This is a genomic window from Lentisphaera araneosa HTCC2155 (assembly GCF_000170755.1).
GTDB classification, from domain to species: domain Bacteria; phylum Verrucomicrobiota; class Lentisphaeria; order Lentisphaerales; family Lentisphaeraceae; genus Lentisphaera; species Lentisphaera araneosa.
Map to the genome: position 1 here is coordinate 1 of NZ_ABCK01000001.1, position 22,380 is coordinate 22,380.

Annotated in this window: 21 protein-coding genes and 1 tRNA gene; 12 read left to right on the forward strand and 10 right to left on the reverse strand. The window is 40.9% G+C overall.

What is annotated here, in order from left to right:
- Nucleotides 1-116: 116 nt before the first annotated feature.
- A tRNA-Leu gene (locus LNTAR_RS00005) sits at nucleotides 117-198 on the reverse strand.
- Between the two features lie 247 nt (nucleotides 199-445).
- On the opposite strand from LNTAR_RS00005, the gene LNTAR_RS00010 reads away from it, so the two are divergent.
- Genes LNTAR_RS00010 through LNTAR_RS00035 form a run of 6 tightly spaced genes read left to right on the forward strand, consistent with a single transcriptional unit; the run spans nucleotide 446 to nucleotide 6,567 of the window.
- A complete protein-coding gene (locus LNTAR_RS00010; RefSeq protein WP_007276536.1) occupies nucleotides 446-2,596 on the forward strand; it encodes a carboxy terminal-processing peptidase in 2,151 nt (716 codons plus the stop codon).
- A 5-nt stretch (nucleotides 2,597-2,601) separates the two neighbouring features.
- Nucleotides 2,602-3,183, forward strand: coding sequence for a histidine phosphatase family protein (locus LNTAR_RS00015; RefSeq protein WP_007276537.1), 582 nt, complete (start codon nucleotides 2,602-2,604; stop codon nucleotides 3,181-3,183).
- Complete coding sequence (gene cobU, locus LNTAR_RS00020) at nucleotides 3,162-3,701, forward strand: bifunctional adenosylcobinamide kinase/adenosylcobinamide-phosphate guanylyltransferase (protein ID WP_007276538.1); 540 nt, start codon at nucleotides 3,162-3,164, stop codon at nucleotides 3,699-3,701. The genes LNTAR_RS00015 and cobU overlap by 22 nt, the downstream gene beginning before the upstream one ends.
- The gene (gene cobT, locus LNTAR_RS00025) at nucleotides 3,694-4,731 is read left to right on the forward strand and encodes a nicotinate-nucleotide--dimethylbenzimidazole phosphoribosyltransferase (protein ID WP_007276539.1); all 1,038 of its coding nucleotides are present in this window, start codon (nucleotides 3,694-3,696) and stop codon (nucleotides 4,729-4,731) included. Before cobU ends, cobT begins: the two co-directional genes overlap by 8 nt.
- A complete protein-coding gene (cobS, locus tag LNTAR_RS00030) occupies nucleotides 4,724-5,488 on the forward strand; it encodes an adenosylcobinamide-GDP ribazoletransferase (RefSeq protein ID WP_007276540.1) in 765 nt (254 codons plus the stop codon). The genes cobT and cobS overlap by 8 nt, the downstream gene beginning before the upstream one ends.
- On the forward strand, nucleotides 5,485-6,567 hold the full coding sequence (locus tag LNTAR_RS00035) for a M28 family peptidase (protein WP_007276541.1): 1,083 nt from the start codon (nucleotides 5,485-5,487) through the stop codon (nucleotides 6,565-6,567). The genes cobS and LNTAR_RS00035 overlap by 4 nt, the downstream gene beginning before the upstream one ends.
- Before the next feature lies 1 nt (nucleotide 6,568).
- Here the strand turns inward: LNTAR_RS00035 and LNTAR_RS00040 are convergent, their stop codons facing one another.
- From LNTAR_RS00040 to LNTAR_RS00060, 5 genes are all read right to left on the reverse strand, one after another.
- Nucleotides 6,569-7,051: a chalcone isomerase family protein gene (locus LNTAR_RS00040; RefSeq protein WP_007276542.1), complete on the reverse strand. Its 483-nt coding sequence runs from the start codon at nucleotides 7,049-7,051 to the stop codon at nucleotides 6,569-6,571.
- Entirely contained in the window at nucleotides 7,044-7,547 is a 504-nt protein-coding gene (locus LNTAR_RS00045; RefSeq protein WP_007276543.1) for a DUF2878 domain-containing protein, read from the reverse strand. Before LNTAR_RS00045 ends, LNTAR_RS00040 begins: the two co-directional genes overlap by 8 nt.
- 159 nt (nucleotides 7,548-7,706) lie before the next feature.
- Complete coding sequence (locus LNTAR_RS00050) at nucleotides 7,707-8,822, reverse strand: phosphoserine transaminase (protein WP_007276544.1); 1,116 nt, start codon at nucleotides 8,820-8,822, stop codon at nucleotides 7,707-7,709.
- 17 nt (nucleotides 8,823-8,839) lie between these two features.
- Nucleotides 8,840-9,397, reverse strand: coding sequence for a NifU family protein (locus LNTAR_RS00055; RefSeq protein ID WP_007276545.1), 558 nt, complete (start codon nucleotides 9,395-9,397; stop codon nucleotides 8,840-8,842).
- Nucleotides 9,398-9,696: 299 nt separating this feature from the next.
- Nucleotides 9,697-10,563 (reverse strand): DMT family transporter, encoded by an 867-nt coding sequence (locus LNTAR_RS00060; protein ID WP_007276546.1) that lies wholly within the window; start codon nucleotides 10,561-10,563, stop codon nucleotides 9,697-9,699.
- Between the two features lie 409 nt (nucleotides 10,564-10,972).
- Here LNTAR_RS00060 and LNTAR_RS00070 point away from each other — a divergent pair, with 409 nt between their 5' ends.
- Genes LNTAR_RS00070 through LNTAR_RS00085 form a run of 4 tightly spaced genes read left to right on the forward strand, consistent with a single transcriptional unit; the run spans nucleotide 10,973 to nucleotide 14,770 of the window.
- The gene (locus LNTAR_RS00070; protein ID WP_007276548.1) at nucleotides 10,973-12,430 is read left to right on the forward strand and encodes a glycine--tRNA ligase; all 1,458 of its coding nucleotides are present in this window, start codon (nucleotides 10,973-10,975) and stop codon (nucleotides 12,428-12,430) included.
- 2 nt (nucleotides 12,431-12,432) lie between these two features.
- Nucleotides 12,433-13,011, forward strand: coding sequence for an anthranilate synthase component II (locus LNTAR_RS00075; RefSeq protein ID WP_007276549.1), 579 nt, complete (start codon nucleotides 12,433-12,435; stop codon nucleotides 13,009-13,011).
- The gene (gene hisC, locus LNTAR_RS00080; RefSeq protein WP_007276550.1) at nucleotides 13,008-14,063 is read left to right on the forward strand and encodes a histidinol-phosphate transaminase; all 1,056 of its coding nucleotides are present in this window, start codon (nucleotides 13,008-13,010) and stop codon (nucleotides 14,061-14,063) included. Before LNTAR_RS00075 ends, hisC begins: the two co-directional genes overlap by 4 nt.
- A complete protein-coding gene (locus LNTAR_RS00085; protein WP_007276551.1) occupies nucleotides 14,060-14,770 on the forward strand; it encodes a pseudouridine synthase in 711 nt (236 codons plus the stop codon). The genes hisC and LNTAR_RS00085 overlap by 4 nt, the downstream gene beginning before the upstream one ends.
- Nucleotides 14,771-14,828: 58 nt before the next feature.
- Here the strand turns inward: LNTAR_RS00085 and LNTAR_RS00090 are convergent, their stop codons facing one another.
- The gene (locus LNTAR_RS00090; RefSeq protein WP_007276552.1) at nucleotides 14,829-15,788 is read right to left on the reverse strand and encodes a Gfo/Idh/MocA family protein; all 960 of its coding nucleotides are present in this window, start codon (nucleotides 15,786-15,788) and stop codon (nucleotides 14,829-14,831) included.
- 218 nt (nucleotides 15,789-16,006) lie between these two features.
- Between LNTAR_RS00090 and LNTAR_RS26375 the strand changes: the two genes are divergently transcribed.
- Entirely contained in the window at nucleotides 16,007-16,744 is a 738-nt protein-coding gene (locus tag LNTAR_RS26375) for a type II secretion system protein (protein WP_083799895.1), read from the forward strand.
- Nucleotides 16,745-17,105: 361 nt separating this feature from the next.
- On the opposite strand, the gene LNTAR_RS00100 is transcribed toward LNTAR_RS26375, so the two are convergent.
- The 3 genes from LNTAR_RS00100 to LNTAR_RS28120 form a co-directional block, all read right to left on the reverse strand.
- Entirely contained in the window at nucleotides 17,106-18,365 is a 1,260-nt protein-coding gene (locus LNTAR_RS00100; protein ID WP_083799913.1) for an IS110 family transposase, read from the reverse strand.
- Nucleotides 18,366-19,141: 776 nt separating this feature from the next.
- On the reverse strand, nucleotides 19,142-20,482 hold the full coding sequence (ltrA, locus tag LNTAR_RS00110) for a group II intron reverse transcriptase/maturase (protein WP_007276556.1): 1,341 nt from the start codon (nucleotides 20,480-20,482) through the stop codon (nucleotides 19,142-19,144).
- 2 nt (nucleotides 20,483-20,484) lie between these two features.
- A complete protein-coding gene (locus LNTAR_RS28120; protein WP_274377892.1) occupies nucleotides 20,485-20,616 on the reverse strand; it encodes a hypothetical protein in 132 nt (43 codons plus the stop codon).
- Nucleotides 20,617-21,463: 847 nt separating this feature from the next.
- On the opposite strand from LNTAR_RS28120, the gene LNTAR_RS00115 reads away from it, so the two are divergent.
- Nucleotides 21,464-22,360, forward strand: coding sequence for an NAD-dependent epimerase/dehydratase family protein (locus LNTAR_RS00115; protein ID WP_007276557.1), 897 nt, complete (start codon nucleotides 21,464-21,466; stop codon nucleotides 22,358-22,360).
- Nucleotides 22,361-22,380 lie beyond the last annotated feature (20 nt).

A 22,380-nucleotide genomic window follows, 5' to 3' on the forward strand; every position in this document is an offset into this window, starting at 1 on the left:
TTTTTGTTTTTAGTCAATCATCTTTTTATGATATTTTCATCTTTTTGTTAAAATCCTTTTCAAAATGATTTTTAAACAAAAAAAGGCTCAGATCAAAAATGATCTGAGCCTTTGAGTACTCGGAGTGGGAGTCGAACCCACACGGATTTCTCCACACGGCCCTCAACCGTGCGCGTCTGCCAATTCCGCCACCCGAGCAGGGTGATAAAAGGGCAAAACCTTTTGGTGCGCTTAGAATAAATCGGCTTCCTTTTTAGTCAAAGTCCATTTTGGAAAAAAATGTAAATTTCTTCTGTAGGAGCTGAACTCAAGCCTTTAGCCATAAGCTACCGTGTTTTTATCTATATAAATTGGAGGTTTTTTTTACATATTGTCAGCGTGTCGTTGATTCGAATTGAAAACTACATACATTATATAGTATTAGAAAATTTAAAGAGACTGGTATATGAACTTAAAACACTTAAGCGCCTTATTATTATTTTTTACTTCCTTTAGCACCTTCGCCGAGGAAGATTTTATTGCCTCTGAGAAAGAGCGCCAAGTGACTCGGGTTGTGGCTCAGTTAATGACTCACCTGCATTATGAGAAAAAACCTCTTGATGATGAAATGAGTAAGGCGGTTTTTGATGAGTTTTTCAAACGCCTCGATTATAGCAAGCGCATTTTTCTTAAATCTGATTACGATCAATTCTCCAAGTACCGCCCTTTTTTAGATGATATGTACCTCCAAGGCGATTTAACTTTTGCCGAACTCTTCTTTAAACGCTTCAAACAACGCGTTCAAGAAAGACTCGATTATGCCGAAAAGCGTTTGGCTGCAGGCATGGACCTTAAACATGGCGGTGCCTTAAGCTTAGATAGAGAAAATGCCGAGTGGAAAGAAAGCCCTGAAGAACTCAATGACCTCTGGGATCGCTATATTGAGAACGAAATCATCAATATGCACATCGGTAACTTAGCCAAGCAAATGAAAAAAGATGATGATGAAAAGAAAACAGAAGAGGAGGAGGCTGCTTTAAACGAAGATAATGGTTCAACTGAAGAGCAGGTACGCAGAAGAATTGTTTTCCGCTTAAAGAACCTCCTAGAAATGGAGAGAGATAAGTTTTTCGAGATGGCCATCTCGATGATGACAGGATGTTTTGATCCTCATTCAACTTACTTTGGCCCTAAGAGCATGGAAGAATTCGAGATCATGATGAAGCTTTCATTGAACGGTATCGGCGCCACTCTTACCAACAGCGACGGTTACACGAAAGTGGTTCGTATTATTTCTGGTGGTCCCGCAGATAAAGCCAAGCAATTGAAAAAAGGCGACCGAATCATTGAAGTTCAGCAAGCGGGTGAAGAGCCAGTGAATGTCATTGATATGCCACTTTCAAAAACAATTAGCATGATTCGTGGGCCTAAAGGCAAAGTCGTCACACTCCATGTTTTACGTGGGGGCATTAATGGTGTTCGTCATGTCTTGAGCATTAAACGCGATAAGATTGATATCTCAGAATCTGCCGCAGCAAGAAGTAAGTTATTCGAATTAGAAAGAGATGGAGCCATGCAAAAAGTTGGCGTCATTTATCTTCCTTCTTTTTACTTTCACCCCCAATCAAAGAAGAGTTGTGCGAACGACGTGAAAGCTGAAGTTCTAAAGTTAAAAGAACAGGGTATGCAATCACTTGTTTTTGACTTGCGTGACAATGGTGGTGGTAGCTTGAGTGAAGTGATCAAGATGACGGGCTTCTTTATCAAAGAAGGTCCGGTAGTTCAAGTGAAAGATTATCGCGGTGAAATTGATGTTCAGAAAGACCGTTCAGATGATGTGGTTTACGGTGGACCTCTTACAGTTTTAGTGAATCAACACTCGGCTTCAGCCTCTGAAATCTTTGCTGCGGCTATCCAAGACTATGAGCGTGGTGTTGTCATTGGCAGTGCTGATCGAACTCACGGTAAAGGCACAGTTCAACAAGTCTATGACTTAGAGCGAATTCAGCAAATGAAAGAATTAGCTAAGAATGGTTTTAAACCTGGCGAACTCAAATTTACGATTGCTAAATTCTACCGCATCAATGGTGGTTCAACTCAGAAAATGGGTGTAATCCCAGACATTATCCTCCCTCACTTCTACGATAAAGAAAATGGTGGTGAAGCCTCCTTACGTCACTCATTAAAGTACGACACAATTCCTAGAGCACGCGTAAATAAAGAAGTTTCTGTGAATTCAGCTTTAGATAAATTAAGAAATAATTCAGATAAACGCGTCGGGAAAAGTGATGATTTTGCAGAGCTTCAAAAAGAACTTGATTACTACAGAGATCGTTATGAAGATAAAGAGATTTCTCTCAATCAAGATGAGCGAATTTCTGAATTCAAAATGCATTATCAAAGAAGCCAAGACCGTAAAGAAGTACTACGTCGTATTTCGGGCCGTAAGCCAAAAGCTGAGGAAGAAGAGGATGACGAAGTTGAAGGTCTAGGTGCTTTCTCTCAAGATGGACGTGAAGAAGTTCTCTTGGATGTCTACTTAAAAGAGGCGGTCGAAATCTCAATAGATCTTCAGATTATGGCTCAAGATAAAAATTCTAACTTGGTGATTCGTTAAAAGAAATGCAAGTTCACCTTTTTCGCCACTTTGCTCATCAAGGCAAAGCTGGCGCTTTTTATGGTAGTACCAATCTCGAGCTCAAAAATAAGACTCACCTAGCAATTACTCTTAAGCAGGGCACGAAAGTATTTTCGAGCCCTCTTTTGCGATGTACGCAAAGTTTAGATCGTTTGCAGCTCAATAGTGAACTTAATTTGCAAGAAGCTAAGGAAGTGGATTTTGGCTCTTGGGAAGGACTCACTTACGCAGAAATAGAGAAAGAGTTCCCAATAGAAGTAAAAGCTTGGCAAGAAAACGAGAACTTTCATTTTCCTCAGGGCGAAAAAATCAAAGACTTTCAGAAGCGAATTGAGCATTTGGCTAAATTCATCGCGACACAAAAAGAAGATGTTTTTTTGATGACTCACGGCGGAGTGATACGTCACTTAATTTGCCATTACTTAGGGATAAGCTACGATAAGAGCTTGGCATTTCAGGTCGATACAGGATCGCTTTCATCCATCGAGCTATTCTCAGGTGGCCTAGGTGTTTTAAAGGCTTTAAATCTAAAAGAAGTGGAATCATGGCAAGCATTACTTTCATAACAGGCGGTTGCCGATCAGGAAAAAGTTCAAAAGCAGAGGAACTCTGTTTAAATTCACCACCTCCTCATCACTACCTCGCCACGGCTACCGCATTTGATGGTGAAATGAGCAAGCGTATCGAAGCTCATAAAATCCAAAGAGCTGCTGCCCATTGGAATAATGTTGAAGAGCCTTTAGAGATTTTAGAAAAGATTAAAGATTTTAAAGAAGGCAGTGTGCTACTCGAATGTGTGACTTTGTGGATTAGTAATTTGATGTGGCAGTCCGAACAAGATAATGCTGAAATTAATGAAAGCCTTATCATAGAGAAAACCGAAGCGCTTATTGAAGCGATGAAAGTGAGTCCTTGTCATTTCTTTATCGTCTCTAATGAAACTGGCTTAGGGATCATGCCGATGAATGCTCAAGCACGTTTATTCGGTGACTTGGCAGGGCGTTGTAATCAGCTTTTGGCGAAGGCCGCAGATCGTGCGATTTTTATGGTGAGTGGTCTGCCGATGGAACTTAAAAATGTTTAAAGTCCCCCGTATTGACCGAGTCGATCAAAGTTTTGCGACAAAAGCAAAGAATAAACTCGATTCATTAGCTATTCCTCAAGGTGCACTCGGTGACTTGGGGGCTTTAGCTGAGACATTAATGACTTTCCAAAAATCACTCACACCCAGTTTTAAGAAGCGCGAACTCTTCCTTTGTGCAGCGGACCATGGCATTGCAGTAAAAGGAGTGAGTCAATACCCACAAATCACAGATAAAATTTTAACTTGTGCGAGTTATCAAGGAGCAGTGATTAATGCACTTTGCAAAACTCACGATTGTCATTTATTTCTTATTGACTGCGGCTTGATTAATGATGTTAAACAGAGCTCTTTATCCATAATTAGCCAAGTACTTGATAATGGGACTAAAGATTTTTCGGTAGAAGCGGCCATGAGCTCCACGCAGTGCGAAAAGGCACTTAATAACGGGATTTACTTAGCCACTCAGAGTGAGGCGCAATTAATTCTTTTAGGAGAAATGGGCATCGGCAATACCAGTTCAGCCGCTGCGATGTTCGCAAAGCTTTACAATTTAGAAGCTGAGCAATGCGTTGGAGCTGGAACGGGCTTAGATAAAGAAGGTATAAAACATAAAGCGCAAATCATTCAGCAGGGCTTAGATCGCTTCTCTATCGAAGAGCTCGAAGGAGAAGAAAAGGCTTTTGAAATCCTAAGGCAATTGGGCGGTTTTGAACTCGCCACACTCGTGGGCATTTGTCTAGGTGCCGCTCAACAAGGTAAGCTAATCCTACTTGATGGTTTCTTATCAGCAGTGGTTGCGCTTATCGCAAAAGAATTTAATCCCGCAGTTCTCGACTATATGCTCGCGAGTCATGTCAGTCACGAACAAGCTCATAAACATGCTTTAGAACTTCTGGGTAAACAAGCTCTCCTAGACTTGAAAATGCGTTTAGGAGAGGGCAGTGGTGCCGTTTTAGCTTTACCCTTAATTGATAGTGTTTGTGCTATACTTGAGAGCACCATGACGCTAGATGAGGCACTCAGTGTTTAAAAGTTTTTTAATGGCCTTGTCGACCTTAACGATTTTTCCTATCCCCTATAAACTCTATGAAAATGGCGATACTAAGCAGAGTGCACATTTTTTTCCTATCATTGGCTTACTTGTGGGGCTTGTTTTAGCTTTAGTTGCCTCCGCTATTCATGGCTTATTTAGCCCACAGTTTAATGCTTTACTCATCCTCTTTTTATCAGTCGCTGTATCAAGAGCGTTTCATCTAGATGGTTTTGCGGATTGCGCAGATGCCTTTTGGTCGAGTCGTCATCAGGAAAAGAAACTGGAGATCATGAAGGATAGCCGAATCGGAGTCATGGGTGTCTTAGCACTCATTTTCCTTTTAGGGGCTAAATACATCTATTTAGAACGCCTTATGCATTTGGATATAAGCGTGGTCTTTGTCACAGTTTTTTCGATGGTTTTAGCAGGTCGCTGCTCGATGAATTTCCACATGTGGCTTATTAAGCCAAAAGACTCCGGTTTAGGCAAGGCCTTTTGGAATGCTAAGTCAGCCTTCACGGCTTTAATTGTTTTGGCACTCGGCTTGTTTTGTACCCTTCCATTAATTTCTGCTTTTAGTTTATTAATCATAATCTTGTTGAGTAGCGTCTTATGGTGTATGTACGTCAAAAAAAATATTGGCTGTGGGACTGGTGATACACTTGGCGCATCTTGCGAAATATCCGAGCTACTAGTTTTGCTGGCTAGTTTCGAATTCCTTCCACTCATTCTCAAATTAGTAGGTAATCAATGAAGTTTTTAAGATCACTTTTTATGCGTTTGATGAAATCAATTATTAGTATCATTGTTCTTCTGCTTATGTCTTTAGCAGGTATTTGGTGCTTTTTACATAAGCCCTGGCTCGAAGCTGCCGACAAGCAAGTGCCTCAAGTTAAAGTTGACCCAGAGCGCATGAAAGAAATTGTTAAACTTTTTTCAGTGCGTTTTCACCCTCGATCCTATCGAGATCACGTTGCCTTACTTGCAACGGGCAAGACAATCCAAAGGCGTTTTGAAACGACTAAAGGTAAAGTTGAGATGCAGAAGTTTTCTGTCAATATTCCAGACAAGGGAGAAACGGTTTCTAAAGAATACTTCAATGTTTCTTGTCTTTTTGGTGAAGGAAAAGGCCCGCTCATCATTATTGGGGCTCATTACGACTCACACGACATGACACCTGGTGCCGATGATAATGCTTCAGGCCTTGCAGGCTTATTAGAACTTGCTTATTTATTGGATGCCGAGAAAAAACTCAACTGTGAAATTGAACTGGTAGCTTACAGCTTGGAAGAACCTCCTTTTTTTGCGACAGATGATATGGGCAGTGCCCATCATGCCAATAAACTCGAAAAAGAAGGTGTAGAAGTGCGTGCTGTCTTGATCTTAGAGATGATTGGTTATTTTACTGAAGAAGCCAACTCTCAAGATTATCCTACGCCTTTGTTTAAATTGCTTTACCCAAGTGTGGGCAATTTTATTGCTATAGTGGGCAAACTAGATCAAGGTAAATTCACCGGTGAAGTGAAGTCGGCCTTTATGTCGGTGCAAGGTTTAGGCGTACAATCTATAAATGCACCCGTTGAAATTCCTGGGATAGATTTTTCGGATCACCGCAATTACTGGGCCAAAGGTCATCAGGCAGTGATGATTACAGATACTGCCTTTTATCGTAATAAGGCTTATCATACTGAAAATGATACCTGGGATCGTCTCAACTATGAAAAAATGGCTCTAGTAGTCGAGGGTACTTTTAATGCGGTTATGAAACTCTCCAAGAAAGAGCCAAAAGTAGAGCTTAATAAGGAAGTGAAAGAAACTCCCACAAAAGAATAATTTAATCTTCGTGCAGCTCAGTCATTCGACTATTAGGATCTAGCCAAATCTGAAAAAAAGTTCTTGCAAAAATACGTCCTTTAATTTCGCCGATGAATTTTTTGTTATGAAAAAAATGGGTTGAGTCCTTGGAGAAGAAGGCCATAAGTTCATCGTCTTTTTTTATATTGGGCCAAATTTTTTTTAATTGTTCAGCCCACTTTATAGCATGCTCTTCTTTGCAAAGCTGTAAGCGTTCCCATTCTTGCATTGTTGTTTTTATTAAATCATCATTATCAACATTACGATTGTAAGTGTATTGAAATATATGATCTTGTTTATAATCGACTTTTTGAGAATTTTTAGTGAGTATTTTGAGATCATAGATTTTAAAAAAGAAATATTTATAGGGCTTATTTTTATAGACTCTAAACTGATCAAAGTTAGGAACTTCATTGGCTATAACTAAACTCGATAAAAATATTAATATCATAAATCTATTCATGGTCAGCACCAATTTTCATGTTCATTCTATAGAAGAAAGTCATCAAAGATACATAAGTAAACATATGAATAGCTATTGAATATATAATTGGTTCTGAGTATTTAACAACGCCTATTTTCTGAGCGAAAAAATATGATGCAGGTGCGAGTACACCCAAACTTATTGCGCGTACATAAGTTTTAAAAATAAATGAGAAAGATGATCTTAAAGTACAAGCAAAAACAAACCAGATTATAGCAAGATATAAACTAGAGTTACTTTTTGCGGATGTATTAAGAATATTAATATAGTCCATTAATTGATCCATAGAATACCCGCAAATACCAGCTATGAGAATAATAATTAACTCTCGTAATTTTTCGCTTTTGAACGATAGATGTAAGCCAACTGTTAAAAAGGCAGCAATGAAAGCATAAAATCTATCTGGGTAAAATATACAAAGAAACCAAGTTATTTGATAAAAAATGCCGTTAAGTATGTATTCAAATTTTTTCATACATTAACTTTATTAGTTTCATTACTAAAAACAAATCAAAACGTTCAAAACGTTCACCTTAGCTTATTTTATTTTAAATATTATGAACTTATCACCTAAGCCGAGCACAAAAAAGCCCCTGAATTAAATCCAGAGGCTTTTGATCACTAGGAACTAAATTTACTTAACTTCCTTGTAAGCCCATTCTAACCAAGGCATGAGAGCTTCGAGGTCAGATGTTTCAACTGTCGCTCCACACCAGATACGAAGGCCTGATGGAGCATCGCGGTAAGCGCCGATATCGTAAGCAGCATCTTCGTCAGCGAGAAGCTTAATGAGTGCTTTGACTTGATCACCTTCGAGCTTAAGAGTCAAGCAAACTGAAGTTGTGGAGTTGATGTCGTCAGATTTAGCTAGGAAATCAATCCAGTCATGCTTAGCAACAAAATCAGCAATAACCCCTGCGTTAGCTTCAGAACGTTTAATCAGACCAGCAACGCCGCCTTCGCTTTCAGCCCATTCAAGAGCATCAACGTAGTCCGCTACAGCAAGCATAGAAGGAGTATTGATCGTTGCACCCGTGAAAATACCTTCGATGAGTGCACCACCTTTGGTCATGCGGAAGATTTTTGGAAGTGGACGACCCGCGTCGAAGTTTTCGAGACGCTCAACAGCACGTGGGCTCAAGATGATCACACCGTGACCGCCTTCACCACCGAGTACTTTCTGCCAAGAGTAAGTGACAACGTCGAGTTTTTCCCAAGGTAATTCCATTGCAAAACACGCAGAAGTCGCATCACAAATAGTCAAACCTTTGCGATCGTCAGAAATCCAGTCAGCGTTAGCAACGCGAACGCCAGAAGTTGTACCATTCCATGTGAAAACAATGTCGTGATCAGGATTAGTTTGTGAGAGGTCAGGAAGCTCACCGTATTCAGCTTTGAACTGAGTCACGTTTTCGAGTTTGAGTTGTTTAACGATGTCAGTCATCCAACCTTGACCAAATGATTCCCAGAAACATACGTCTACTGGACGCTCACCGAGAGCTGACCAGAGAAACATTTCAACCGCACCTGTGTCAGATGCCGGAACGATACCGAGGCGGTAATCTTCAGGGAGACCTAAGATTTCTTTTGACTTATCAATAGCTTTTTTGAGAGTGCTTTTACCCACTGCAGAGCGGTGTGAACGACCAAGTGTGTCGAGAGTGAGTTTGTCTACAGAATAACCGGGGTGCTTAGCACAAGGACCGGAAGAAAAATTAGGGCAGGCTGGTTTTGCTGCTGGTTTACTCATAAGTACTTCCTTTAGTATTAATATGTATGATTTGCAATTTGAACTGTGATACGAGGATCGAACTGTTCTTGAAGAATATTTTCGATGGCCATAAGTGTGCCAGTCGTTGAGCTAGGGCAAGAGCCACAAGCACCTTGATAACGAACGCTGAGAACCATTTCGTCAGAGAGATCAATGATATCGACACCACCGCCATCCATGGCTAAACCTGGACGGATAGTCTCATCTAAAATGTCGTCGATTTCAAAAACCAAAGTTTGTTTTTCACCGAAGTTGATTTCCGGAACGGCTTGAGCTTTGAATTCAATCGCTTCGACGCGATTATTGATTTCGTCCTTGATCGTCATCTCGATTTCAAACCAGTCGGCTGAATCGTTCTTAGTAATCGTGATGTAATTGTCGCGGTAAAAGATGCTCACGACACCTTCAACAGCAAAACAAGCGCGAGCTAAATCGTCTGTAGCTTCTTCTGCTGCGGAGAATTGACAGATACCATCTTCGAGTATGGTTTCGTTTAAAACGTACTTCAAGGCATTGGGATTCGGCGTTGTTTCCATGTGGGTGACAAAAATCATGATTTGTTCCTAAAATAAAAATTCACATAAAATACACGAAATCCTATAAATAAAAGCTTATATAAGAAGAGAAATCATTAGAAAATGTGACAGTTTGATTAGACTAGCGCAAAATCAAGGATGAATTATTGAGGGCTAGCAGTCTGTTGGACTTTGAGCTTCGTAAGGAAAAACTGAGTGAATAAAGCCGGTTTTTGTCCGAAATGAGACGAATATTGGACATATTTAACGATTTTCGGGCAGGAACTCGGTGAAATTCAGCTGTTTTGCAGTCTAAGGGAGAGAAGTCTGAAAGGCTGCTAGGACTTTCGATTACAAATGATTAAACCTAAAATCGTCAGCACTAAAGCCATAGCAATATTGATTGTGAAATCTTCTTTGAGGAAAATGACACCTAGAAAAGTTCCTATTAAAGGAACTAAGTAATTGCTGAATGAAGTAAAGGTGGGGCCTGCAATTCTAACGGACTGAATGTAAAAGAGGTAGACAATTCCCGAAGCAAACATGCCTAAAATAAATAAACTTAGCCAAGCTTGTGTATCTGTGGGTAGTTGAAAACCTTCCACATAAAGCCAGTAAGCTAAAAAGGGAATCGAATAAATCATTAAAATAAAACGCGAAGCGTGCAGGGCGGAAATGCGACTGGGGATACGATCCATGAACATAAATGCCCAAGCAAAACAAAAGGCCGCGCCTAGAATCGCAGCATAGCCCGAGAAAGAACCCGAAAAGCTGTCAGCACTCGGATCGATCAAGATATAGAGCCCAACAAAGGCGACGGCCATACCGACGTATTCCCATTTTCCTGACTTCTTGCCTTTGCCGACTAAGTTTTGCAAAATAGCGGTAAAAACCGGAATGATGCCCAGGATAATTGCCACCACTGCAGAATCTAATTGTGTTTGACCATAGCCAATAAGGTAGAAGGGGATGGCGGCATCTGTGGCCCCTAAGGCAATGAAAAGCACGAGGAGTTTTTTATCTAACTTAACTTTTTTCTTGCGTTCTTTGGGAAGAATAAAAATTAAAACACTCAGGGTAATGAAACCAAAAAACATGCGTAAGGCTGCGAGACCAAGAGGCGAGAATGACTTGAGAATCATATCATTCAGCAAGAATTGAGACCCCCAAATCAAGCCGATGCATAGCATTAAAATATATTTCATGGCGCTCCTCGTTAAAATCATTTTAAATTAACCCCATGCGTAAATTATTCATTGGCTAAATTCATTTAGCCTCTTAAAGCTAGTTTAGGCTGCATTAAAGCATGCCATAAACGCTTAATTTCAATAAACTTGCAAAATAAATCATATAAGCACTTTAAAAAATTTGCTTCTGAATTTCTTTCCACATACATTAAGAATGCGTAACGAAAGTTATGCAATCTTGCGTTTGTACTTAGTGTGGGTCCCCAGCGGTGGCTGGGGACTTTTTTTGTGCTCAAATCACCTCCCATCATTCCTGCTCACTTAAGCGGAAGAAAAATTGCTCCTCAACAATGAAATGATTATGTAAAACTGGATTTCAGTGCTCTATTGTCGAGTTTTTTATTTTAATAATTCATAGGATCAATTTATGTCTTCTCAAGTTACCTTGGAAAAGATTACAAATTTATGTAAACGTCGTGGTTTAATTTTTCAGAGTTCTGAACTCTATGGAGGCTTCAATGGCTTCTGGGATTACGGCCCTTATGGCACAGCCATGCGCCGTGCAGTTGAAGCGACTTGGTGGGATTACATGGTCGAGCAACGCGAAAATGTTGTCGGTCAGGACTCCACAATCATTTGTCACCCACAAGTTTGGAAAGCTTCTGGTCACGTCGATCAGTTTGCCGACATCATGGTGGACAATAAAGATAGTAAAAAACGTTACAGAATCGATAACCTGCTCGAGCAACAAAGTGAAGAGATTTTAGCGAAAGTCGCAGAACTCATGGGTTCAACTTCTGATATCGGTAAACTCGAAGCTGCTTTTGAAACAAAACTTCAAGAAGGTGAAAACATTGATTCAGTTCTTGCTGATGCAAAAGTTGTTGATCCTTCTACAGACAAAGTTGGTGACTGGACTCCTCCACGTCAATTCAACTTGATGATGCAAACTTATGTTGGTCCGGTTTTCAGTGAAGAAAACAAAGCTTACTTACGAGCCGAAACTTGTCAGCCAATTTTTGTGAACTTCCAAACCATTTGTAATTCAACACGCCAAAAGCTTCCCTTTGGTATTGCTCAAACGGGTAAAGCTTTCCGTAACGAAATTAACCCTCGTAACTTCACTTTCCGTTCACGTGAATTCAATCAAATGGAAATGGAATTCTTCTGCCATTCAGATGACTCAATGGATTGGTACAACTTCTGGCGCGATCAGCGTTTAGCTTTCTACTCAGATGTACTTAAGTTCAAACCTGAGAGCATGAGAACTCACGATCACGATAAGCTTGCGCATTACGCAAAAGCTGCAATGGACATTGAATTTGAATTCCCCTTCGGCTGGGGTGAGCTCGAAGGTATTCACCACCGCGGCACTTGGGATTTAAGCCAACACGCTGAATTCTCTGGTCAAAAACAAGAGTACTTCGACCAAGGTCGCAACGAAAAGTATATTCCAACAGTAGTAGAAACTTCTGTGGGTCTCGATCGTCTCATGCTCGCACTCCTTTGTGAAGCTTACGACGAAGACGAAGCTGAAACAGCTAAAGACGGAAAAGAAGTTGAAGGTCGCGTTGTGATGCGTTTTCCAGCTATTATTGCTCCTGTTCAAGTAGCGATTCTCCCACTCTCGAAAAAGCTTGGCGAAGGTGCACGTGAACTTCATGCCAAACTCAAACCTTTCTTCCGTTCTGAATATGACGAAGCTCAAAGTATTGGTAAGCGCTACAGACGCCAAGATGAAATTGGTACACCTTTCTGCTTAACATTTGACTTTGATTCACTCGAAGATAACTGTGTAACAGTTCGTGAACGTGATACCATGAGTCAAGAACGCGTGGCCATTGATCAATTGGCCAACTACCTCATGGATAAAATTAGAGGCTAATTATGTTAGTAATGATCGACAATTACGATTCCTTTACTTGGAATCTTGTTCAATACTTCGGTGAATTAGGACACCTTCCTAAAGTCATCCGCAATGACAAAGTGAGCATCGCCGAGTTGGATGAACTCAATCCTCAGGCATTGATTATTTCACCTGGTCCTTGCTCGCCAAAAGAAGCGGGAATTTCCTGTGAAGCCATTGAACATTTTGCCGTAAAAGGCGTACCTGTCTTTGGTGTTTGCCTTGGTATGCAGTCGATCGTTGAAGTCTATGGTGGAACGGTAGGTCGTGCTCCTATGTTGATGCACGGAAAAACTTCTCCCATAGAACATACAGGGCAATCAGTTTTTACTGATATTCCGTCCCCTTATGATGCCACACGTTATCATTCACTCTGTGCTTTAGGTGAACTTCCCGATTGCCTAGAAATTACGGCAAAAAGTGATGATGGTGTCGTGCAGGGCGTTATGCATAAAACACTACCAGTTCATGGTGTACAGTTTCACCCTGAATCTATTTTGACTGAACATGGTCATGACTTGCTCAATAACTTTTTGAAAATTGCGGGGATCGTCAATTGAGTTATTTCCGCCCCGACATTGAGGCCATGGAAGGTTACGTTCCGGGTGAACAACCAAAAGGACGTGTGCTCACCAAACTCAATACCAATGAAAATCCTTTTCCGCCTTCTCCTAAGGTTGTGGAAGCGATTCGCAATTTCCCTTTTGAAGAACTCAGAAAGTACCCAGCCCCATATTCTGATCCCGTCCGAGAAGCCGCCTCAAAGGTTTACGATATTCCTGCGGATCAAATTATCGCAGGCAATGGTTCTGACGATATATTAACGATCCTTTTTCGTTCTTTCGTAGGTGAAGGTCACACAGTTGGCTGGCTGAATCCTTCTTATTCGCTTTATCCTGTGCTCGCTAATATCCAGGGCGGTGAACATCTCACTGTAGACTTAAAAGACAATTTTGGCTTGCCGGATAATTTAGCTGAGAAAGCTAAGTCTTCGAAACTCTTCTTTATTACGCGTCCCAATGCTCCAACGGGTAACGCTTTTGAAAAAGATCGCCTTAGAGAGTTCATAGCTAATTACCATGGTATCGTCGTGATTGATGAGGCTTATGCCGACTTCTGCGAAGATAATTGTTTTGATATGATTGATGAGTTTCCCAATGTGATTATTACTCGAACTCTATCGAAAAGTTATTCTTTAGCGGGTATTCGTGCAGGCTTAGCATTCTCTAATAAAAATATCATTATGGGTATGCACAAAGTGCGCGACTCCTATAACGTCAATGGCTTAACTCAAGCAGCTGCAGCTGCAGCACTTCTCGATCAGGACTACTTCCTCAAAAACACTCAGATCGTCATTGATACTCGCAAGAAAACCGCCAAGCGTTTACAAGAACTCGGTTTTGATGTCAAACCTTCAGAAGCTAACTTCCTTTTCTGTATTCCTCCTATAAATGCGGAAGAATTCACGCATAAAGTGAAAGAGGGCGGCTTCTTAATCCGTTACTTTAATACCAAAGGGATTGATAATTATGTACGTATCTCTATTGGCAGTCAGCAAGAAATGAACGAATTCCTTGCTCTCACTGAATCAATCCTTCAGGATAATAAATGAGAATAGCTAAATTTATTGCCGCATGTGGTGTTTGCTCACGACGCAAAGCGGAAGAACTAGTTAATGAAGGTCACATCACCATTAACAATCATCGTGTCACTGAATTATCCACACAAGTTGATGTGGATAACGACGAAGTTCGCTACCGCAGAAAACCTTTAGTTCTAGAGAAAAAACTCTACTACTTACTCAACAAGCCCGTTGGTTATGTTTGTACAAATGATGATCCCTTCGCGGAAAAAAAAGCTATTGATCTGCTTCCAGATAAGGGGCGTCTCTATACAGTAGGGCGCTTAGATAAACCTTCAGAGGGACTCATTGTTTTAACGAATGATGGCGATCTGGCAAAAATCATGACTCATCCATCTTTTGAGCTGGAGAAAAAATATCGCGTCACCGTTAAAGGTCGAGTGAGTCAGAAAAAACTCGATTATCTTGTTCGCGATGGACTGACTTTTGAAGGTGTTAATTACCGCGTACTCGATGCCAGAATCAAAAAGCAGGTTCCTGGTGGATACATGATTAACTTTACTTTAAATGAAGGCAAGAATCGCGAGATTCGCAAAATCTGTCAATCACTCGACCTACAAGTGAAACGCTTGCGTCGTTACGAGATCGCAGGCATTGCCTTAGGTAAGTTACCCCCTGGCGCCTGGCGCCCCATGACTCAATCAGAAGTCCGCTTCTTAAAGTCATTAGGTAATTAAACAAAAAAAGCCACGCTAATTTGCTTTGCGCGGCTTTTTTTATGATGGCTTTTGAATCTTACTTTTTAGCGCAAGCAAAAATATCTTCTACCAAACGCGCGCGCTGTAAACTGTGAGAATGAGTCATGATGGGATTTTCAATCAAACCTTTTTCCCATGTTTCAGCAAAAGATACGAGCTCGTAGTGAAGCCCAATACCAGGGTGCTCAAAGTTGAGAATCTCTTTATCTCCATTTGCAAAAGTTATTTCCAACTTGTGCGGATGCCAGAAATTTTGTGGAATACGAATACTTCCTTGTGATCCGTAAATTCGAGCTTCGTTAGACCCCATTGCTTGGAGGCCAAAAGCACCTTGGTAGAAACTGCCATCACTATAAGTGAAAGTGAAGGAACCCTGTTCATCCACATCACTTGCTCCATGTATGAGTTCACTCGTAATCTTATCTGGATATTGTGCGCCATATACGAATTGACTAATAACGATTGGATAAACACCGAGGTCGAGTAGGGCACCACCACCAAGTTCGGGATTAAAGAGGCGGTGATTGGAGTCAAATTCTAAGAAGAACTGGAAATCAGCCTGAGCATTGCGAATGTCGCCAATTTTACCATCTTTAATGATTTCCTGCAATTTGATGATAGCTGGAAAGAAAGCTGTCCACATCGCTTCCATCAATAAGACACCATGCTTTTTGGCAAAGGCATATAGATCTTCAGAATCTTTGAGGTTCATTGTTAAAGGTTTTTCGCAAAGAACGGCTTTACCAGCTAAAATTGCTCTCTCAGCGGTTTCTTTATGCATCGGATGAGGGCTCGCAATATAGACTGCGTCGGCACCTTCCATAGCTTCATCTAAATCAGTAAAAGCTTTTGCGAGGGGGGCATATTGATCACAGAAACTTTGAGCACTTTCCATTGTTCGTGAAACAACACCATGTAACTGGCAGTTGGGGGCATGTTTCATGTCTTCCGCAAATAACTTGGAAATGAAGCCCGTACCTATCATGACTAAACGCATTTTTTCTCCTTAGTTTTTAAATGTTTGCCTCATAATACACGTTCACTATCATTTTCTACAGAGCGTTCATAGCAAATTAATTAAAATTGAAGAAAATTGCACTCAGTACTGAAGATTTAACTTATTTTGATATAAAGTGTATATTATTACAAAATAATCATCAAAGCTTGTCAGACTGTATTGTGAGGCGAAGTAATGAGCAAGAAAAAGGAAGTGAAATGAATAAAAAGTTTTCCCTGATCGAGCTTTTAGTTGTCATTGCGATTATTGGCATATTAGCTTCTTTAATACTGCCCTCATTAGCACAAGCAAGAAAAACCGCTCGATCTTCCATTTGCCTCAATAATCAAAAACAAATTTATACTGCAGAATTGATGTGGGCCGGTGATAATGAAGGCCTCATTATTTATTGTTATAACGGAGAAGATTGGAACGCTCGAAGTTACGATGACATGTTGGGAGAATACATGGGACGCGAATTAAGTGGAACGATTAAAAGAAAAAACGGCATGGAAGTCGGAGATAGCACTTCTAAAGTTAATGATGTTTTTCAATGCCCAGAAGATACCTTGGAAAACCACTGGGATAATTTTATACGACGAACTTATTCAAGGAACTCAGGTCCAAATTTTTGGGATGGAGTATCCTTTGGCTCTGAAGATGAAGTTTGGTTAGAATCAATTCAACTCAAATTTTCTGAGATAGATGACGCCAGTAGAGTCATGCTCACCTCAGAAAAAGCTATCAATTTTAATAGTCTAGGCCGTAAAGGTCAATCACGTTTATTTCGACCAACTGATCAATACGAAGGTGAACAATTCGACTTACATGGTTCTTATAAGTACAATTACACCTTTGTAGACGGCAGTACTAAAACCATGAGTATCTTCGCAGGGATCGGTGATGGCGACATCAATAACCCCTTAGGTATCTGGACACGCGTCAGCGGCGATTAGTTAGGGTAAAGCCAAATTCCATAAACCTATGGACAGTAATAGACGATTCAAATTATTATACTAAAACATAATTGACCTTGTCCACGTGGGTGAGTGCATGAATTTGAACTTAAAATCAGTTGGAAAACATGGCTTAGGTAGCGCTTCGCTTAGGTGGCGCTTCGCTTAGGTAGCGCTTCGCTTAGGTAGCGTTTCGCTTAAGGTTTTAGGAATCAGATGACAGGAAAATAGAGTGGCTCCTGCGGCAGCAACCCGGGAGCGCCGATTGCTAATCGACATTCAAACTGCGGAACTAAAATTTCATCCGCCCCTACGGCAGTAGCTGGGCTTTTCTGAGTGCACTTACAACTAGAATACGAGATTAATTAACGAATTTCTGAAACCATGCAGGTCGCCTTCGCTCCAATACTTCCAGATAGGTCTTTTCATTATATGGAGTTCTCGTTTTCCAGCAGCGATACATGATACGAATCCATTTGTATGCCAAAGCTCTAAGTATAGTGAAATGAGGTATGTTAAGAGCTTTCTTATGATAATAAAATTCATGTGCCCATATTGACGATCTTATGGAATTATTTGCGAACTCCACAAAACTAAGTTGAGTGAACCTATCACATAAAAAACGTCTTCGGACAATATTCATTTTTCCACTCTGAATTGTCACAGGAGCTATTTCACTGATTTTAAGAACCTCATTTACAGACTTAAATTTATCTCGATCGTCCCCAAAGAAAGCCATAAGACGTGGGCCGATACTAGGGCCTGCTCCTGGGAAAGATTGAAACATTTCATAGTCTTCATTACTGCGATATGCTTGCTCAATTTTTTCGTCATAAGCTTTAATGACCTTATTTAAACTCCTGATTCTGTGGCAGAATTGTTGTATCTCAAATATGTAGTAATCCAACTCACCTTCATCATTAACAACAATTACGGAGGAGCGTAATATTTGAACTCTCTCTTTTGTTTTACTATGATTGGTACTGCGTTTGTTAAAGAATTTGGTAATGCCGATTTGATGAGCATTAATAACATCCTGCGGGCTTGGATATTTGTCTAAAAAGTCTAGAAACATATCTGCATATAAATGATTGCCCACGACTTTGAGGGCGTTTGGGTAATAAATCTTCAATAACGCAATTAATTGATTAGTTAAACGAGTTCTATCATCTACTAAATCACGCCTTTTTATATTAAGTCGCTTCAGTTTCCCCTTTGAAAAAGATGAGTCTACTTTTTGAACTTTATCAGGATGTTTTAAATACAGTTCAAGTAATGATTTAGTATCTGCTCGGTCACTTTTAGCACCACTCAAATGAAATGTTTTAGCAAACTTTGAAGCAGTCGTAGGATGAACCACATAGATATCAAACTCTGTGAATGATATTAATAAATTCATCAGTGCAGATTGACAGCTCTCGATGACAATGGCAATGGAACCATTAACAGTTTCAAGTATGAGTGTATCAAAGAAGTTTTTGAGAGTAAGTAAATCGCTACTGATAACTTTACATTCTTCTTCACAATCCTTAAGAATTCGTAGGTCATGTTTTTGATCCGCCCAGTCGATCGCAATAATAACTTGATATTCAGATGGATTTTTAGTTCTTGTATTATACATTTTTACTCCTAGGGAATATATAGATTTAAAAAACAGCATGCGAAATTCCTATAGCATTCGTGCCTGAAGCTTTCTGAGTATTCGTCCCGCTCGTAAACATTCCCGGTCGAAATGCCCAGAAAGTCTTTAAAAGACAGGAGCGCCGATTCGTACCGAGAATGATTAAATTTATATGTTCCTTTTTTAATTCTAAAATTTCTCCCCCAGACCCCCTCATTATTTTTATCTATTTAATTACTTGTATTACTATAGGAGCGCCGATTGTTAATCGGCATTAAACTGGGGAGTTCAATTGATAATGGATAATTATTGAGTCTGCAGCGAACGAAATGAGCGATCTGCAGTGAGCTTGCGAACGATCTGCAGCGAAGCGATCTTAAAACTTTTTTGTACCTGGGAGCCCCGCATTCCAATGCGGTATTGAACTGCGAATAAAAATCTAAAAACACCTCATCCACAGATTGCCCAGATTAGCACAGATTAGCACAGATTAATTTATTTGAATCTTGCTTATTTTAACGAAGAATAGGCTTCCCATTTCTGTGAGGTTTGGTGGTTTTTCGTGCTAAAATCACCTAGTGTCACTTCTTTAATCTCCAAAAAGGATGAACCACTAAAGAGCACAGAAAAGCACAAGAATCCTAATGAATTTACATAAGTAATACGAGTGCCTAATTAACAATGTTTTATGATATAATAAGGGTAGGGAAGACTCCTTGCGGAGTCTCCCCTCCTTCCGAACCGTACGTGCGGTTCTCCCGCATACGGCTCTCCAGTCAGTGCTTACTCCGAAGAGACTGAAATTCCAGTTTCCAGGCTTCCTCCAGTGAAAAGAAGCCTAGATCTGTAAAGTAGGCTTTATTGTATTTACGAGTATCAATCATGCGATGAGAACCTTTCTTGCGATTATATTTGGCTATAATGCTGCGCAGTCTTCTGCGTGTAAATTCATCTATACCTCGCATTGCATACACAGTGGAGTGCTTGAAGTATTGATACCATCCGAGAAGATTTGGCCGAAGGTAAGCAATTATGTCCTCTATTGAGTCCTTATTGCTTCTCCTCGTTTTCTTGCGTATGGCATCTTTGCATTTCTTCAGGCTCTGCTTCCTTGGCCAACGTTTAATGCGATGTGTATTTCGCGTTCTCTCGAAATGGTATCCGAGAAACTCGAAGTACTCGCACTTCTCTGTCATGTCGGCAATTCGCGTTTTTTCTGGATGAAGTTTCAGCCCATTGGCTTTCATCCACCTTCGCGTTTTGCGCAATGCCCTTTTGGCTGATTCTTTACTTTTACACATGATCAGGAAATCGTCTGCATAGCGCACTATCTCGAATCCAGCCTCGGTCATCTTGTGATCAAAGGGATCAAGATAGATATTTGCTAACAGAGGACTGATAATTCCTCCCTGCGGTGTACCTTCTTCAGGTTCCCAATGTTTGAGTCCATCAAAGATATTGGCTTTGAGGAATTGTTCGATCAGATCAAGAATTTTACCATCAATGATCTTTTCCTTGACTCGACTCATGAGTTTCTCATGTGGTATAGTATCGAAGTAGCTTTGGATGTCGGCATCCATAACATAGAGATAGCCCTGCTTTAACAATTCATTCACTCGTCTAAGTGCATCCTTGCAACCCAGCTTTGGACGAAATCCAAAACTGTAGGGCGAGAAGTCGATATCGAATATCGGCTCTATCACATGTTTCAGAGCTGTTTGAACTACTCGATCACGCACTGTGGGTATTCCCAGAGGTCTGGTCTTTCGACCATCACCTTTTGGGATTTCCACTCGGCGCACTGCACTGGGATCATACCTTCCATCTTGCAGTTCTTCGAGAAGCTTAGCATTATTATACTCCAGCTCTGATTCGTAGCGCTCGATTGATACCATGTCCACTCCATGTTTGCCCTTATTTGAACACACTTTCTCCCAAGCCTCCATAATATTATTCTTACGCATCAGCTTATCTGATAAGCTGTACCACTTGCCTCTTTCAACTCCTCTATGAAGAGTTTTCAGCATCTGATCCGTCCAGACAGAAGGTGACGCCCACGCTTGTATTTCCACAAAGCGTTCATCTCGTCCTAATATTTGTTTAGCCATTTCTGACATTCTTATATTCCTTCTATTCTTTTCTTCTCAGTTTCACCTTCCTGCCCCCCTTTGCTCCAGTGACTTTCACCACCTTCATCGCTACTATGAGGGCTCTGACTCCTGCGTGGCGGATTAATCCGTACTGACCACACAGGTCTCCCTACTTAATCCACAACATCTTCATACCATTCCGTCACCAAACACCTGTCAGCGTCTATACACCGCTTTTCTTTCCGCCTTTCTTCAGCGTGTATAACTTGAGCAGTTGGCTTACTTCGCCCTCAGGCTACGCAGCTCTTCCTCCCACTCTCTGGTCTTCGCCATGACACAGCAGGCTCGACACCCTGACCGGCCGAAACATGTTCGTCATCCTACGGACTGGTATTTCGTCTAGGCCCTACTACCCACCCCGTTTCACAACGACGCAGTTGGCTTCGACTACAGGGCTGACGGCCAACCCTGACGAGGTCTTTCACCTCGCTGTTGTTGTGTACGCATAGGCGTACTGCGCCGTTCCTTCAGAACGGGATGGGCCTTAAATGTAAGGTCCTATGGTTAAAAACCATAGGCTGCATTATGCTTTGTGCCTTTGGCACAATTACATTTGAAAGCTTTAGGTTTGAATAAAAATAATTGCCAAAATGCTTTTTTTTTTTGTGAAACCTTGAGTGAAGCGATCGCTAAGAACGTAGTTCGCTACCTAAGCACGAAGTGCGCTTCCTAAGGCAACTTGTTGCCGCTACCTTGAGCGTAGCGGTTCCTCTCTGTATTAATCCGTGTTAATCTGTAATTAAATTTAATTCGATAAAAATACCTTTGCAGAGTCCGCTAAATGATACCGCATTGGAATTCGGAGCTCACAGCGTTTTCCAAAATGGAAAAAGTTGTTATATGAGGATTATGACTCTAAAATTAAGGTTCTAGCAGTAAATAAGCATGCTTGAATTATATTATTTAATATGGGCCCGTTTTAAGTCGTTATAAATTATAGGTAGATAAATGAAGAAAGTAATGATCATAGGTGGCTCGGGTTGCGTTGGAGAGGAGACGGCGAAGGCTTTGCTGAAGTCGCAAAATTGTGAAGTCATTGCGGTGTCGCGGGGGAAAGCTGCGCACGACGCCATTGAGGGGGTGATTTATGAGCAGGGAGATATTTTGGATAAGGAATCTATTCTGCGCTTGTTGCAAAAATATGCTGTGACTCATCTTCTTCACACAGCGGCTTTGCGGACCTCGCAATGCAAAGCTAATCCTGAGCAGGCCGTACAAGTCAATATTATTGGGACAGCGAATGTCTTGGAAGCGATTCGCGAATACGCTAAGTTAGAACACGTTGTTTTTATTAGTACGGCTGCGGTCTATAAAGTACCAAAAGACGGAACCCGCCCCGATGAAAATTCCCCTGTAGAGGCTTTGAATCTCTATACCTCAACAAAGCTTGCGGGTGAAGCCTTAGTTGAATCTTACGCTCATTCTTATGGGCTGCAATGCTCGGTGCTAAGACCGCAAATTATTTATGGTCCAAGTCGCGGAGAAGAGGGCTCCACGGCAGGTGTCAGCCTCGCCTTAAAAGAAGCCAGAGCGGGTAGGGCCTACACCATACCTTTCAGCGGTCAGTACGCCTTTACCTATAGCGAAGATATAGGAGCCTTTTGCAAAGAAGTGCTGCTCGATTCAAAGAGCAACTCGGCTTTTGAACTTTATAATTTGCCTGGAGAGAGCCTAGATATTGATGACGTGGTGAAAGAGATTAACTCCCAAAGCGGAAAAGATTTGATTAGCTACCTTCCTAATCAGTACCCATTTGCTAAAGGAGTTTTAAGTGAGAAATTTCTCAAACGCTTCCCTTCATGTGATATGAGTAAATTCAAGAAAGTTGTAGCAACATATTTCTAGAAATTTATTGAGTTTAAATG